Here is a 14654-nt window from a genome sequence, read left to right as displayed (position 1 = left end):
GCATACTTGTATATCCTTTCCCGAAATAGTATAATATACCAGGTCCGTCCGCTCGTTATGCGCACTTGCTGTTCACAAAGTCGCCACAACCAGCGTACTTTGCCTACTCGATCTATGAAAAACGATGAAAATCGAGCGAAAACCGCTGAACACGCGGCAGCGCTAATAATCTGCGCCTCTTTTCACCTGATCCTAGATTTTTGGACGTTTTCGCCCGGGAAACCGATTTTGACAAACGAAGGCAAACGGAGGAAAATCGGATACGGCGAAGTTTGCGTAAAGATGGCAAGTTTATGGAAACCTGAGAGTAAGCATCCAATACATAGAGACAGATCGTATAAACATTGGGTGTTATAGACAAAAGGGGGGTTATCATGCTGGACAACATCATCTTTGGCTTGCAAATCGTGCTGGCGCTCATTGGCGGTTACCAATTGCTGCTTACGTTTTTTGGCTGGCGGCGTCCGGCAAGAAAACCGCGGCAAGAGCCGCAGAAGTCGTTCGCCGTACTGGTGGCGGCTCACAACGAGGAGCAGGTCGTCGGGGCGCTGCTGGAAAACTTGAAGCATCTCGATTACCCGAAAGAGCTTTACGACGTATTCGTCATTTGCGACAACTGCTCGGACCGTACGGCGGACATCGCCCGCAGCCACGGCGTGTACGCGATGGAGCGGCGCAACCTGAACCTTCGCGGCAAAGGCTACGCCATCGAATGGATGCTGAAGGAGCTGTGGAAGCGGCCGCGCCAATACGACGCCGTCGTCATGTTCGACGCCGACAACCTCGTCAGCCCCGACTATTTGCAGCATATGAACGACGAGCTGTGCGCCGGCTCGCGCGTCATCCAGGCGTACCTCGACACGAAAAACCCAAACGATTCGTGGGTTACAGCCGCCTACGCGATTACGTACTGGTACTGCAACCGGCTGTGGCAGCTGCCGCGCTCGAACCTGAAGATGGCCAACTTCCTCGGCGGCACCGGCATGTGCTTCGAGTCGGCGCTCCTCAAGGAGATGGGCTGGGGCGCGACGAGCCTCGTCGAGGACCTCGAGTTCACGATGCGCTGCGTCAAGCGCGGCATCAATCCGGTGTTCAACTACGACGCCAAAGTGTACGACGAGAAGCCGCTCACGTTCAAAGCGTCCGCGCGCCAGCGGCTGCGCTGGATGCAAGGCCACTTCGACGTGGCCCGCCGCTACTTTTTCCCGCTGCTGTGGGCGGGCATTAAGGAGCGCAATCTGGCGAAGATCGATTCGGCCCTGTATGCGGCTAACGTCTACGTTCTGTTTATCGGATCGATTCTGACGCTCGCTATGTACTTTACTATGACGTTTCCGGGCCTGCACCAGTTCACGTCGCTGTACAATCATGCGCCATGGCTGTTCGGCAGCCTGACGGTGCTGCAATACGTGCAGTTCCCGCTGGCGATGGCGATCGAGAGGGCGCCGAAGGCGACGTACAAATGGATCGTGCTGTATCCGGTGTTCCTGCTGTCCTGGTGGCCGATCACGTTCTACGCGTTCTTCACCCAGAACAACAAGCAGTGGAGCCATACGCAGCATACCCGCGTCATCCGGCTCGACGAAGTGCAAAGCAAGCAAGTCAGCTAACGGGCAAAATGCAGCCGCCGCCGCGTGAGGGCGCCGGCTGCATTTTGCTGCGAAAGGAACACGGCAGTGCGTTGACAACGGCTGCGCCGCATGGTATATTGTTTTAGTACATCAAGCAGAAGCGCCCGCTTCTCACCTGTCCGACTCCGGTTGGCTGGTTCAATGACGATCGTGCCAGGCTTTGGCCGCGCTGCGTGCGCGTGCCGACGAATCCGACATGCGAACGTGACGTGGGCTTCTGCTGCCCGCGTCTTTTTTATTGGCCGGGAACGGCAATTCCGCTTGGAGGTGTAGCATTATTACTAAGGATCATATGATCAACGACGAAATCCGCGCCAAAGAAGTGCGGCTTATCGGTGCAGACGGCGAGCAGCTCGGCATTAAGCCGTTCCGCGAAGCGATGCAGATGGCCCAAGATGCAGGCCTAGATCTGGTCAACGTTGCTCCGACGGCGAAGCCGCCGGTATGCCGGATTATGGATTACGGCAAGTTTCGTTACGAGCAGCAGAAGAAAGAGAAGGAAGCGCGTAAAAATCAGAAGGTCGTGGAGCTGAAAGAAATTCGTTTCAGCGCGACGATCGACGAGCACGACTTCCAGACGAAGCTGCGCAACTGTCTCAAGTTTTTGCAGGACGGCGACAAGGTGAAGCTGTCGGTCCGTTTCCGCGGCCGGGAAATCGCTCACGCCGATATCGGCAGGCGCGTGCTGGAGCGCGTCGCTACCGAGGCTGGCGCGCACTGCGTCGTCGAGCGCGTGCCGAAGCTCGAAGGGCGCAGCATGATTATGATTCTCGCGCCTAAACAATCTTCATAACCGTACAGGAGGAACTTCCATATGCCTAAAATGAAAACACACAGCTCGCTGAAGGATCGTTTCAAGATTACCGGCACGGGCAAAGTGAAGCGCTACAAAGCTTTCAAAAACCACCTGCTTTCCGGCAAGTCCGCGCGCCAAAAGCGCAGCTATGCGACGAACCCGGTTATGGCTCCCGGCGACGTGCGCCGTCTGAAGCAGTCCCTCGGCAATATCGGCAACGTGAAATAAGTTTGTCCCAAGCATACGCATAATTTTAGGAGGTCATCATCATGGCAAGAGTAAAAGGCGGCATCGTCCGCGCTCGTCGTCGCAAAAAGATTCTGAAGCTGGCTAAAGGCTATTACGGCTCTAAACATACACTCTTTAAAACCGCTAAAGAGCAGGTCATGAAATCCCTGCTGTACGCATACCGCGACCGTCGCCAAGTGAAGCGCGACTTCCGCAAGCTGTGGATCGTCCGGATCAACGCGGCTGCCCGCACGAACGGCCTGTCCTACAGCAAGCTGATGTACGGCCTGAAAAAAGCCGGCATCGAAATCAACCGCAAGATGCTCGCCGACATCGCGCTCAACGACGCGAAAGCTTTCACGGATTTGGCGAACACTGCAAAGCAAAAAGTAAACGCGTAAACCATCGTTCGCGTAAGCCGCCATGCATTGTGCGTGGCGGTTTTTCGTTGTTGGGGGCGGCCTGAAGGAGGTGCGAGCGGATGAGCAAGCCGAAACTGCTGGAGCTTGACGTGGTAAGGGGCGTCGCGATTTTGGCCGTCGTGCTCGTTCACGGCACGGCGGAAGGAAGCGCTGCCGGCTCCGCCGGACCGGATGGGGTGCAGGCGGCGGGGCTGCTGATCAATAAGCTGTGCGCGTTTGCGGTGCCGGCGTTTATTTTCGTCAGCGGGCTCGTTTTGTTTTATGGCGCGCCGGCAGGCTGGAACCGGGAATCGCTGCGGCGGTATTACGGCCGTCGGATGAAGACGGCTCTTGTTCCGTATTTGGCTTGGTCGGCGATCTTTTACGTTGCGAACCAATGGCTGGCACACGGCGCCGAAATGAAGCCGGATCCCGTCTATTTCGGCAAAGTGCTGCTTACCGGCGGAGCCAGCTACCATCTGTATTTTTTGGTCATCATCATGCAATTTTACGCGGTGTTTCCGTTAGCGGCCGCGGCGGTGCGGCGCTACGACCCGGGCGGCAAGCTGCTACTCGCGGCGGGACTCACGCTGCAGCTGGCGTTTTACGCTTTCGGCCGGTATGTGCAGCCGGTTCCGTTTTCTTACTTATGGGCGTTCGACTATGCGTCCCTGTTTGCGTTCGGAGGCTGGTTCGGGCTCCGCTATGGGGCGCGGGCAGCATCAGCCGAACGAAGAGCGGGATGGTGGGCAGCGGCGGCATGCTGCTTCGGCCTCGGGTATGCGGGGCTGCATATTGGCGCGGCATACGGGGCGGCTCCGGGCAGCGGATGGTACGAGCTCGCTTACGCCGGCTTCGGCTTGGCGGCAGCGGCTGCGCTCGTCGCCTGGGCGCGGCGGCTGCAAGGGCGGCTGCGTCCGCTCGCGGCTCTCGGCCGAGCTTCGTTCGGCGTCTACCTGGTGCACCCATTGCTGCTGTCGCTTTGGCGCGCTATTGTGCCTGTCGAGCCGCGGGGCGCCGGCTACGCGCTCATTAACGCGATAGGGATCGCGGCTGTGCTCGCGGCGTCGTACGCTTTGACGCTCGGGTATACCCGGATGCGGGCCGCAGAGCCGGCTATGCGCCAAACCCGGGACATCGGACGGTGAGGCCATTTCACGGGATTGGCAGGCATGGGCGTGGAGTATTCGGCATACGGTACGGGTGGTGGGTCTGGGCATGAAGCGGCGCATGATGCTGCGGCTGAGCCGCGGTGCTGCCGGCGAGGGCTGGTGGGAAATGCGCGGTGCGTGGAGCTGCGGCTGAGCAACGGTGCGGCGGCCATGGCGACGGCGGGGTATCCGAGCAAAGCGCGAAAAACACTCGCGTTCAAGCTCGCGCCCACGATAGAGGAACTGTATTCCGCTATTTTGCAAAAATGGGAAGATCGCAGCGAAAAAAAACGTAACCAAGCTCATTTTTCGCGATGGGGCAGGCAAGTAACGGAACGCCGTTCCGCTAATTCTGGGAAATGCCGGGAAATGCCGATCATAACGGAACAACGTTCCGTTATGATCGGTTCTCCTTCCCGCGCCGGTGCTTAAACAAACGCAATTAAGGAACAAATGTTCGCTTTTTGTTGATATAATCCCATATGATGGTATAATAGAATTGCGATAGAAGGTTGCTGGGCGTTCTTGGCGATCCTCATGACGAAGTTTCGCTTATGCGGAGCTTTCGGAAGGAGGTGATGCCCGTGGATGCGAAAGATACGCTGACGATCATGATCGGCTTCGGTACGCTGCTTATCGCGCTGCTGACGCTTGTGCTGAACATCGTCGTCGCGCTCTTTTCCCGGAAACGAAAATAGACCGCTCCTCTAGCCAAGGTCCCGGTCTATTTCGTTACTAGACTGTGATCGCCATCCGCTCTTCAAGCGGCTATTGCAGCCGGACCGCAGATGTTCGCAGCACCTGCGGTCTGCTACAAGTATCGGCAAAATGTTACCCTCATCATACCACACCCCTCGCGCCTCCCGCAATCGCCGTGCAGCCCGGGCAGTCCGATTTTCGCAAATGGTCTTGACTATTGGAAAAGCGATGCATATAATAACTACTAAATCATAAAACTTAAGTATGATCGATAACGGCTATGATGAGGACGAAGTGTTAAGGGCCCTTATGCACCAGAGAGCTAGTGGATCAGCTGAAACCACGGCCATAATCCCTTAACGACGAGCTCACCTCGGAGCTGTTTTCCTGAAAAGCCGGCGCAGCAAGGTTCGAACCCCGGGCTAGTAGGGAAAACCGGATTGGCGCACGTTACGAACGCCAGGGTTTCTGCAGAAGCGCTTCGCTTCGCGAGACCTGATGAGGCTGCTGCCGTAAGGCATGCAGTAAACCCGGGTGGTACCACGGAAGAGTTAACCCCTTTCGTCCCTTCAGATGTTCATTCCGAACGTCTGGGACGAAAGGGGTTTTTTGGCTATATCGGAAAGTATATGCTGCACCTTTACTTGGCCGATTCCGTTAACGGGGCGTTAAGCTGCAGGAGTAATGGTGAACAACGCGCTTACTGTCTCACAGCCAGCTTAACGCCGGTAAACGAGCTCGTCCGAAAGGACGGCGCAAGCCGACTATCCTTAGCTGTCATGGACACATGTGCCGGTCGCACCGCCGCAACAGATGAAGGGAGGAAATTCGAATGAACGTTCAGCTTGCATCGAAAAGATCCAAACAGGAACTGATGGAGAAATGGAAACAGCCTGATCTGATCAACGGATCGGAAATATTGCTTCGCTCCTTGCTTCTGGAGGGCGTCGATTGCGTCTTCGGGTATCCGGGCGGCGCGGTGCTTTATATTTACGACGCGATGTACGGCTTCTCCGATTTCAATCACCTGCTGACCCGCCACGAGCAAGGCGCGATTCACGCCGCAGACGGTTATGCGCGCTCCACCGGCAAAGTGGGCGTAGCCATCGCGACGTCCGGCCCGGGAGCGACGAACCTCGTAACCGGCATTGCCACCGCTTATATGGACTCGGTCCCGCTCGTCGTCATTACCGGCAACGTCGCTTCGTCGGCTATCGGCACGGACGCGTTCCAGGAAGCGGACATCGTCGGCATCACGATGCCGATCACCAAGCACAGCTACATGGTGCGTGACGTAAACGACTTGCCGCGCATCGTGCACGAGGCGTTCCATATCGCCAGCACGGGCCGCAAAGGGCCGGTTCTGATCGATATTCCGAAGGACGTCTCCAACCAGAAGACGATTTTCAAACCGGTCGAAACCGTCGAGCTGCGCGGCTACAACCCGACCGTGCAGCCGAACAAGCTGCAGGTCGACAAGCTGCTCAAAGCGATCGAAGAAGCGGAGCGTCCGGTCATCATCGCCGGCGGCGGCGTCGTTTACGCCGATGCGGCTCCGGAGCTGGTCGAGTTCGTCACGAAGACGCGCATTCCGATCACGACGACGCTGCTCGGCCTCGGCGGCTTCCCGAGCGGCCACGAGCTGTGGATGGGCATGCCGGGCATGCACGGCACGTACACGGCGAACATGGCGATTCAGAACGCCGACCTGCTCATTTCGATCGGAGCCCGCTTCGACGACCGCGTGACAATGAAGCTGGACGGCTTTGCGCCGAAGGCGAAGAAGATCGCCCACATCGATATCGACCCTGCCGAAATCGGCAAAAACGTCAAAACCGACATTCCGGTCGTCGGGGACGTGAAAGCGGTGCTCGCCTACGCGAATACGAAAGCGACGCCGGCCAAGTCGGCGGCTTGGATCGCGGAAATTCAAGCGAACAAGACGAACTTCCCGCTGAAATACGAAGATTCCGACACCGAGCTGAAGCCGCAATTCGTCATCGAAATGATCAGCGAGACGACGAAGGGCGAAGCGATCGTGACGACGGACGTCGGCCAGCACCAGATGTGGGCAGCGCAATTTTACAAGTTCAAGCATCCGCGCTCGTTCGTCAGCTCCGGCGGCCTCGGCACGATGGGCTTCGGCTTCCCGTCCTCCATCGGCGCGCAAATGGGCAATCCGGATAAGCTCGTCGTCTCGATCAACGGCGACGGCGGCATGCAAATGTGCGCGCAAGAGCTCGCCATTTGCGCGATCAACAACATTCCGGTCAAAGTCGTCATCATCAACAACCAGGTGCTCGGCATGGTGCGGCAATGGCAGGAAATCATTTACGACAACCGCTACAGCCACATCGATCTGGCGGGATCGCCGGATTTCGTGAAGCTGGCGGAAGCTTACGGCGTCAAAGGCTTGCGCGCCACGAACAAGGAAGAGGCCCGCAAAGCTTGGCAGGAAGCGCTCGATACGCCTGGTCCGGTCGTCGTCGAATTCGTCGTCCGCAAGCACGAGAACGTGTACCCGATGGTCACGCAGGGCAACACGATCAGCGACATGCTCATGGGGGATGAAAACTAATGATCCATAAACATACGATCTCCGTTCTCGTCAACAACCAGCCCGGCGTGCTGCAGCGGGTGTCCGGCCTGTTCGGCCGCCGCGGCTTCAACATCGAGAGCATCACCGTCGGCGAATCCGAGGAAACCGGTCTGTCCCGCATGGTCATCGTCACGACCGGCGACGACAATACCCTCGAGCAGGTGCAGAAGCAGCTTTACAAGCTTATCGACGTCATCAAAGTCGTCGATCTTAGCGTAAGCCCGATGGTCGAGCGCGAGCTGGCGCTCATTAAGGTTAACGCCGAGCCGGGCGTGCGGCCGGAAATTCTCGGCATCGTCGAAACGTTCCGCTCCGCGGTCGTGGACATCGGTCCGAACTCGCTGATCGTCCAGGTCGTCGGCGGCTCGGAGAAAATCGACGCGATGGTCGAGCTGCTCCGCCCGTACGGCATCAGGGAAATGTCCCGCACGGGCGTGACGGCGATGACGCGCGGCGCCGCAAAGTAAACGCAACTTCAGCGCGAGGCAAGGAAGGCCCCTTGAGCGGGGCTTTCAGCGGCTTATCCTTTAGTGCTTAAAATGATTAAACCGTTAGAAACCACCGCTCAAGGGGAGACAAACCATACAAATATGAGGAGGATTCACCAGCATGGCTAAGATGTATTATGAAAAAGACGCAGATTTGGCAGCACTGAAAGGCAAAACAATCGCAATTATCGGATACGGTTCGCAAGGCCATGCTCAAGCGCAAAACCTCCGCGACAGCGGCCTGAACGTTGTCATCGGTCTTCGCCCCGGCAAATCGTGGGACACCGCCAAAAACGACGGCTTCGAGGTGCTGACGGTCGACGAAGCGGCGCGACGCGCGGACGTCATCAACATTCTGATGCCGGACGAGACGCAGCCGAAAGTGTACCGCGAATCGATCGAGCCAAACTTGAAAAATGGCGCCGCCATCATGTTCTCGCACGGCTTCAACATCAACTTCGGCCAAATCAAGCCGTCCGCCGACAAGGACATTTTCATGATCGCGCCGAAATCCCCGGGCCACATGGTGCGCCGTACGTACGTGGAAGGCTTCGGCGTTCCGGCCTTGATCGCCGTCGAGCAGAACGCGACCGGCAAAGCGTATGAGCTCGGCCTCGCATATGCGAAAGGCATCGGCTCCACCCGCGCCGGCGTTATTGAGACGACGTTCCGCGAGGAAACCGAAACCGACCTGTTCGGCGAGCAAGCCGTTCTTTGCGGCGGCACGAGCGCGCTCGTCAAAGCGGGCTTCGAGACGCTGATCGAAGCGGGCTACCAGCCGGAAATCGCTTATTTCGAATGCTTGCACGAGCTGAAGCTGATCGTCGACCTGATGTACGAAGGCGGCCTCGCTTCGATGCGCCACTCCATCTCCAACACCGCCGAGTACGGCGACTACGTAACGGGACCGCGCATCATTACGGCTGAAACGAAAGCGGAAATGAAGCGCGTGCTGAACGATATCCAAACCGGCCGCTTCTCCAGCAACTTCATTGTCGACCAATCGAACGGCGCGTTCATGCATGCGACCCGCCGCCGCGAAGCCGAGCATCCGCTCGAGCAAGTCGGCCGCGGCCTGCGTGAAATGATGCACTGGATTAAGAAGTAAGAAATTGTCGTAATGACCTTGAACCGGTAAACATACCTTCCGAGTAGCAGCTCCGCTGCGGATTGGAATATGGGCCTCCGGCCGCTCTTGAAATCGTGTTCCCTGAACTTCATTGCAGGAGGGAACACGATGTTCAAAGGCGGTGCGTGAACTCTTCGGCCCATATTCCATCTTCCGCTCCGCGCTCGGAAGGGTGAACGGTCAAGGTCATTTGACAATAGGAGGTAGTAGCAGTGAGAAAAATTTACATCTTTGATACGACGCTGAGGGACGGGGAACAGTCGCCGGGGGTTAACCTCAACATGCAGGAGAAGGTCGAGATTGCGCTGCAGCTGGAGAAGCTCGGCATCGACCGGATCGAGGCCGGATTCCCGGCGGCGTCGCCGGGAGATTTGGCCGGTGTGCGCGCAGTTGCCGAAGCGGTGCGGAACTCGAGCGTCATCGGTCTGGCTCGTTCGCGCGAAAAAGACATCGACGCGGTTCATGAAGCGCTGAAGAACGCGCAGGATCCCGCTATTCACGTATTTCTTGCCACCTCGCCGATCCATCGCGAGCATAAGCTCCGGATGTCGAAGGAGCAGGTACTGGAAACGGCGGAAGCGGCGATCCGCTATGCGAAGAAATATTTTAGCAAAATCGAGTTTTCGCCGGAAGATGCGGGCCGCACCGAGCTCGACTTCCTGTGCGAGGTGACGGAGATGGCCATTCGCGCCGGCGCGACGGTCGTCAACATCCCGGATACGGTCGGATATATGACGCCTTCGGAGTTCGGCAACATTTTCAAGACGCTTCGGGAGAAAGTGCCGGGCATCGAGAAAATTCAGCTGTCCGCGCACTGCCACGACGACCTCGGGATGGCGACGGCGAACGCGCTGGCGGCTATTTTGAACGGCGCCGATCAAGTGGAGGGTACGATCAACGGTATCGGCGAGCGCGCCGGCAACACGTCGCTGGAGGAAGTGGCGATGGCGCTGGAGACGCGGCAGGAGTTTTATCAGGCGAAAACGACGCTGCGCCTGTCCGAGATCGCCCGCACGAGCCGTCTTGTGAGCAAGCTGACGGGCATGGTCGTGCCGGGCAACAAGGCGATTGTCGGCGCGAACGCGTTCGCTCACGAGTCCGGCATTCACCAGGACGGCATGCTGAAGGAGAAAACGACATACGAAATCATGTCTCCGGAGACGATCGGCCTGAAGGAAAGCAAGCTCGTGCTCGGCAAGCATTCCGGCCGCCACGCGTTCCGCGAGAAGCTGATCGATCTCGGCTACGAGTTGAACGAAGAGCAGCTCAATAGCGCATTTGCCAAGTTCAAGGATTTGGCAGACAAGAAAAAACAAGTGCTGGATGAGGACATCCGCACGCTCGTCGAAGAAAAAATGATCGGCACTCCGGAAATTTTTGCGCTTGAATCGCTTCGCTTGGTCTATGGCGACAATCCGCAGCCGGGAGCCGTCGTGCGGATCAAGACTGCGGAAGGAGCGTGGTCGAGGAAGCGGCGGACGGCAACGGGTCCGTGGATGCGATTTATAAAGCGATCGACAAAGTGACGAAAGAAGAAGCGGAGCTGGAGGATTACTCGGTCAAATCCGTAACGCATTGGAAAGATGCGCTCGGAGAGGTGCACGTAGTTCTGAAGCAAAACGAAATGACCGTGTCCGGCCGGGGCGTCAGCACTGACGTATTGGAAGCCAGCGCTAAAGCCTATTTGGATGCAATCAACCGCCTGATCGAGAAGCGCAAGCTGCCGAGCGCGAGCCGCAGCAATGTGACGCTTATCTAAAACAGCAGTCGGGAATGGAGGTATCGCTATATGGACTATCGTTTTTCTCAATCGCTCGAAGGGTTTCAATCGTCGGCGGTGCGCGACATTCTCAAGCTGACGCAGGGCAAATCGATCATCTCGTTCGCCGGAGGTCTTCCGGCGGAGGAGCATTTTCCGATGCAAGCTGTCGGCGAAGCGGTGGAGCGCGTCTTGGCGCAAGGCTGCTCGGCGCTGCAGTACGGCTTGACGGAAGGCTATTTGCCGCTGCGCGAATCGCTTTCCGGGCGGATGGCGCGCAAAGGGATGCGCGTGAAGCCGGAGGAGATGATTTTGACGACCGGCTCGCAGCAAGCCATTGATCTGCTGTCGCGCATTTACATCGATCCGGGTGAAGTCATTCTCGTCGAGCGGCCGACGTATCTTGCCGCGCTGCAGGTATTCCAGGCGCGCGGCGCGCGCATCGTCTCGGTCGAAAGCGACCATGACGGGATGAACCTGGACGACCTCGCGGCCAAAATCGCGCAACACGCCCCGAAAATGGTGTATGTCACGCCGACGTTCTCCAACCCCGCCGGCAAAGTGTGGAGCCTGGAACGGCGGAAGGGGCTGCTGGAGCAGTGTTTGCGCGCGAACGTGCTCATTCTCGAGGACGATCCTTACGGCGAGCTGCAGTTTGAAGAAGGAGAGCGCTACGCCTCGATTTTTTCGCTGTACGGCGAGGCGAAGGGCAATCCGGTCGTGTACACGAGCACGTTTTCCAAAATCGTCGCTCCTGGGCTGCGCACCGGCTGGGCGATCGGCGACAGCGAAGTGATCCGCAATATGGCGAAAGCGAAGCAGGCGGCCGATTTGCACTCGAGCACGATGGACCAGATGACGTTGTATCAGCTGCTGGAACATTTTGATATCGATGCGCACATTGATGTCATCCGCAGCGACTACAAGCAGCGCATGAAGCTGATGGCGAGCCTGCTGCGCGAACAGGGCTGGGAAGGCGTGTCGTGGCTCGAGCCGAAGGGCGGCATGTTTTTCTGGGTGGAGCTGCCGCAAGGCGTCAAAGCCGAAGATTTGCTGCGGCTGGCAGTCGAGGAAGGCGTGGCGTTCGTGCCCGGCTCCAGCTTCTATGCGGGCGATCCGGCGTACAACACGATGCGGATGAATTACACGCACTCCGATGCGGACACGATGCGCGTCGGCATGAACCGGCTGGCGGCAGCGGTGGAAAAGTATCGGGCGGTGCGCGCGGCGGCAATTTAAGGGCTGTTGCGCCGGGCGCATGAGTATAAGCGGACTTTCAGGTCGACGGAGACTTGAAGGTCCGCTTTTTTTTGTGGCGTTGGGGGGGCGTTGGCGGTCTGTGTGCTTGGCTGACTCTGCTGCGGCAAATGCGCTCGGCTGCAGCGGGGGACGGACGGCGATACAGGGGGCGCGGCCGTCTCCATGCGGTGGTAGGCCGGTTGCTTTGCATGTTCCGACAATTGGATAGCTGGCGAACCGGACAGTTATCATAAAAAGGAATTATATCCACAGAGGAGGCGATGATCTATAATAATAGAAACATATATTCCCTATGGGAGGGATTACAATGAATGAAATGATATCCAATGACACTGTTAATCTTAAGCCAAATCATCCGGCATTAAACCACAAAAAATTGAATTTTGAGTTCCCCTCTTTGAAAATAGGTGTAGCAGAGTATTCGGAAGGTCCGACGGGCTGCACGGTATTTTACTTTCCAAACGAGGCGGTGGCTGGCGTTGATATACGCGGGGGATCCCCTTCAACATTCACTACGGATAATCACAATCTTTCCGCTGGGGAACGCATACTGGACGCTGTATGTTTTACTGGCGGTTCGGTGCACGGTTTGGAAGCAGTAACCGGTGTGACCGCAGAACTATTGCGATTGAATCATTATACAACCCAATGGATGCCAAAAGTAGTCGGAGCGACAATTTATGATTTTGTGGCAAGAAACAATTCCATTTATCCGGATAAGGCGTTGGGCAGGGCGGCGTTTCGAAGCGCTGTCGAGAATGAATTTCCTTGCGGCGCTTGCGGAGCAGGGCGTGCGGCAACCGTTGGAAAGGGATTTAACCAATGGGAAAGCGCGGGACAAGGAGGCGCATTCAGGCAGATCGGACAAACCAAAATTGCCGTCTTCACCATCGTGAATGCATTGGGCGGGATTATGAACCGGAGAGGCGAGTACGTAAGAGGATTCTTCCATGAGGAAAAAAATGCGCGATATTTGAACGTGGAGCAAATCATTGCAGATAAAACCGCCGGTAACACAACATTGACTCTTGTTGTCACCAATCAAAAATTGCCGGCAGGTGCGCTGCGGCAGCTTTCCAAACAGATTCATACATCGATGGCTCGCGCCATTTATCCTTTCCATACTTTGTTTGACGGCGATGTTTTATTTATGGCGAGCACAAATGAAGTAGAAAATCAGAATTTGGATATAAACAACCTCGGCCTCATTGCATCAGATATTGCATGGGACGCTGTGCTTAACAGCGTACCCGAAGCAAACTGAACGGGTATGAATCATCATGAAGAATCGTTCCGTTTGGACGCTAATTGTCGTCATGTTGGTTTGCTTAAACGGCTGTACCACGTATACGAAAGTTCATGCACCGGTGTTGGAGCAGTTGGGCAAAACCATGAAAACACGCCATAATCAAATCCGCGAGCTTGACACCAAGTTCTCGCCTTCTAAGCTGGTGCTCACGTACTGGATGAATGGCCCTATAGAGGAAGCGGATAGGCTGGACATTTTTTATCAAACTAAAGAAACCGTTCTCAGCTCTTCCTTTCAGACGCAAGTTATCGAGGACCAATTTTTCAAAAAATATGTCAAGGCAGAACGGATTTACCCCTCTCTGTCCATCAGTTTCCGTTTTCCCGATCAACGCGCGCCGGATTGTTCATATGAGTCCTCCTACTATAAAACAAGCGACGTCTCAAGCGAGGAAGCGCGATCCAAAGTCGACGGGTACCAAACATGGTTTTTTCGGGACTACCGAAATGAAGACAAGCTTGTTCCGCCCCAACCGAAATAGTCGGGAGCAATTTCGCGTTCGGCTGGGCAAGGAACGAAGGCGCTTTTGCCATTTGTCGCATAAAGCATATAAAATCGGACGAGCCATACAAAAAAACATCTTCTATTTTGTTCCTCTTGTTGCTACATTAGGACTTGTGAACTAAAAACTTATTGGGGATGAAGGAGCGTAGAAAGCATGAAATGGTTGATTTTACTTCATGTGCTGTCGTCGATCATCGGGGTTGGGCCGACGTTCTTCGGGCACGTGCTGCTGCGGCGCAAGCAAAGCTTGCACGATCTGCGGGCCTCGCTGCGCATCGGCAAACGGCTGGAAGCTTTCCCGAAGATTGGCGGGAGCATCGCCGTTTTGTCCGGGTTGATTTTGATCTGGGTTGGGAATTACGGTTCATTCGCGCAGCTGTGGCTGTACGGGTCGTTGATTTTGTACGTGCTGATCCAGGTTATTGTGATCGGCATCATAACGCCGAATCAGAAAAAGCTGGCGGGCTGGGTGTTCGATCCGGCCAACGAACGGGCGCAGGAGATTCCGCCTCAGCAGCGCAGCCTGCTTGGCAAAGTGAGCAGCCTGTATTACTGCGCTTCGACGCTCGGCGTATTGCTCTTCATCTTTATGATCATGAAGCCGTAAACGATAGGTTCCGCCTATAAAGCTCATAGCTTATACGTCTTTGTCTCCCCATCCGAAATATGCTACAACTAAAATTAACAAGAGTAGACTAGG

Annotated in this window: 14 protein-coding genes and 1 pseudogene; all 15 read left to right on the top strand. The window is 56.3% G+C overall.

Translation table 11 applies throughout. The features are described from left to right. The first annotated feature begins 374 nt into the window (after positions 1-374). The gene (locus tag SD70_RS23455; protein ID WP_041050216.1) at positions 375-1610 is read left to right on the top strand and encodes a glycosyltransferase family 2 protein; all 1236 of its coding nucleotides are present in this window, start codon (positions 375-377) and stop codon (positions 1608-1610) included. 313 nt (positions 1611-1923) lie between these two features. Further along, a complete protein-coding gene (gene infC, locus SD70_RS23450) occupies positions 1924-2424 on the top strand; it encodes a translation initiation factor IF-3 (RefSeq protein WP_041050214.1) in 501 nt (166 codons plus the stop codon). 21 nt (positions 2425-2445) lie between these two features. Beyond that, entirely contained in the window at positions 2446-2655 is a 210-nt protein-coding gene (gene rpmI, locus SD70_RS23445; protein WP_041050212.1) for a 50S ribosomal protein L35, read from the top strand. Positions 2656-2696: 41 nt separating this feature from the next. After that, a complete protein-coding gene (rplT, locus tag SD70_RS23440) occupies positions 2697-3056 on the top strand; it encodes a 50S ribosomal protein L20 (protein ID WP_041050210.1) in 360 nt (119 codons plus the stop codon). Positions 3057-3136: 80 nt separating this feature from the next. Continuing rightward, entirely contained in the window at positions 3137-4204 is a 1068-nt protein-coding gene (locus SD70_RS23435) for an acyltransferase (protein WP_052487802.1), read from the top strand. Positions 4205-4345: 141 nt separating this feature from the next. Then, on the top strand, positions 4346-4639 hold the full coding sequence (locus SD70_RS23430; protein ID WP_041050209.1) for a hypothetical protein: 294 nt from the start codon (positions 4346-4348) through the stop codon (positions 4637-4639). A gap of 152 nt (positions 4640-4791) precedes the next feature. Further along, the gene (locus SD70_RS38490) at positions 4792-4905 is read left to right on the top strand and encodes a putative holin-like toxin (protein ID WP_394298005.1); all 114 of its coding nucleotides are present in this window, start codon (positions 4792-4794) and stop codon (positions 4903-4905) included. Between the two features lie 833 nt (positions 4906-5738). Then, positions 5739-7484 (top strand): biosynthetic-type acetolactate synthase large subunit, encoded by a 1746-nt coding sequence (ilvB, locus tag SD70_RS23420; RefSeq protein ID WP_041050205.1) that lies wholly within the window; start codon positions 5739-5741, stop codon positions 7482-7484. Continuing rightward, positions 7484-7972: an acetolactate synthase small subunit gene (gene ilvN / locus SD70_RS23415; RefSeq protein ID WP_041050203.1), complete on the top strand. Its 489-nt coding sequence runs from the start codon at positions 7484-7486 to the stop codon at positions 7970-7972. The genes ilvB and ilvN overlap by 1 nt, the downstream gene beginning before the upstream one ends. 151 nt (positions 7973-8123) lie before the next feature. Beyond that, the gene (gene ilvC, locus SD70_RS23410; protein WP_156158158.1) at positions 8124-9101 is read left to right on the top strand and encodes a ketol-acid reductoisomerase; all 978 of its coding nucleotides are present in this window, start codon (positions 8124-8126) and stop codon (positions 9099-9101) included. Between the two features lie 233 nt (positions 9102-9334). Continuing rightward, positions 9335-10881 (top strand): annotated as a pseudogene (locus tag SD70_RS23405) (2-isopropylmalate synthase). A 30-nt stretch (positions 10882-10911) separates the two neighbouring features. Next, on the top strand, positions 10912-12120 hold the full coding sequence (locus SD70_RS23400; protein ID WP_041050199.1) for an aminotransferase-like domain-containing protein: 1209 nt from the start codon (positions 10912-10914) through the stop codon (positions 12118-12120). A 328-nt stretch (positions 12121-12448) separates the two neighbouring features. Then, positions 12449-13405: a P1 family peptidase gene (locus tag SD70_RS23395; protein WP_052487801.1), complete on the top strand. Its 957-nt coding sequence runs from the start codon at positions 12449-12451 to the stop codon at positions 13403-13405. Between the two features lie 16 nt (positions 13406-13421). Next, positions 13422-13931, top strand: coding sequence for a hypothetical protein (locus SD70_RS23390; protein WP_041050198.1), 510 nt, complete (start codon positions 13422-13424; stop codon positions 13929-13931). A 177-nt stretch (positions 13932-14108) separates the two neighbouring features. Next, the gene (locus SD70_RS23385) at positions 14109-14561 is read left to right on the top strand and encodes a DUF2269 family protein (protein WP_041050196.1); all 453 of its coding nucleotides are present in this window, start codon (positions 14109-14111) and stop codon (positions 14559-14561) included. Positions 14562-14654: the final 93 nt, after the last annotated feature.

Origin of the sequence: Gordoniibacillus kamchatkensis (genome assembly GCF_000829455.1) — a bacterium.
Classification (GTDB): Bacteria; Bacillota; Bacilli; order Paenibacillales; family NBRC-103111; genus Gordoniibacillus; species Gordoniibacillus kamchatkensis.
Note: the sequence above shows the minus strand (reverse complement) of the source record. Positions and strands in the feature narration are given on the sequence as shown.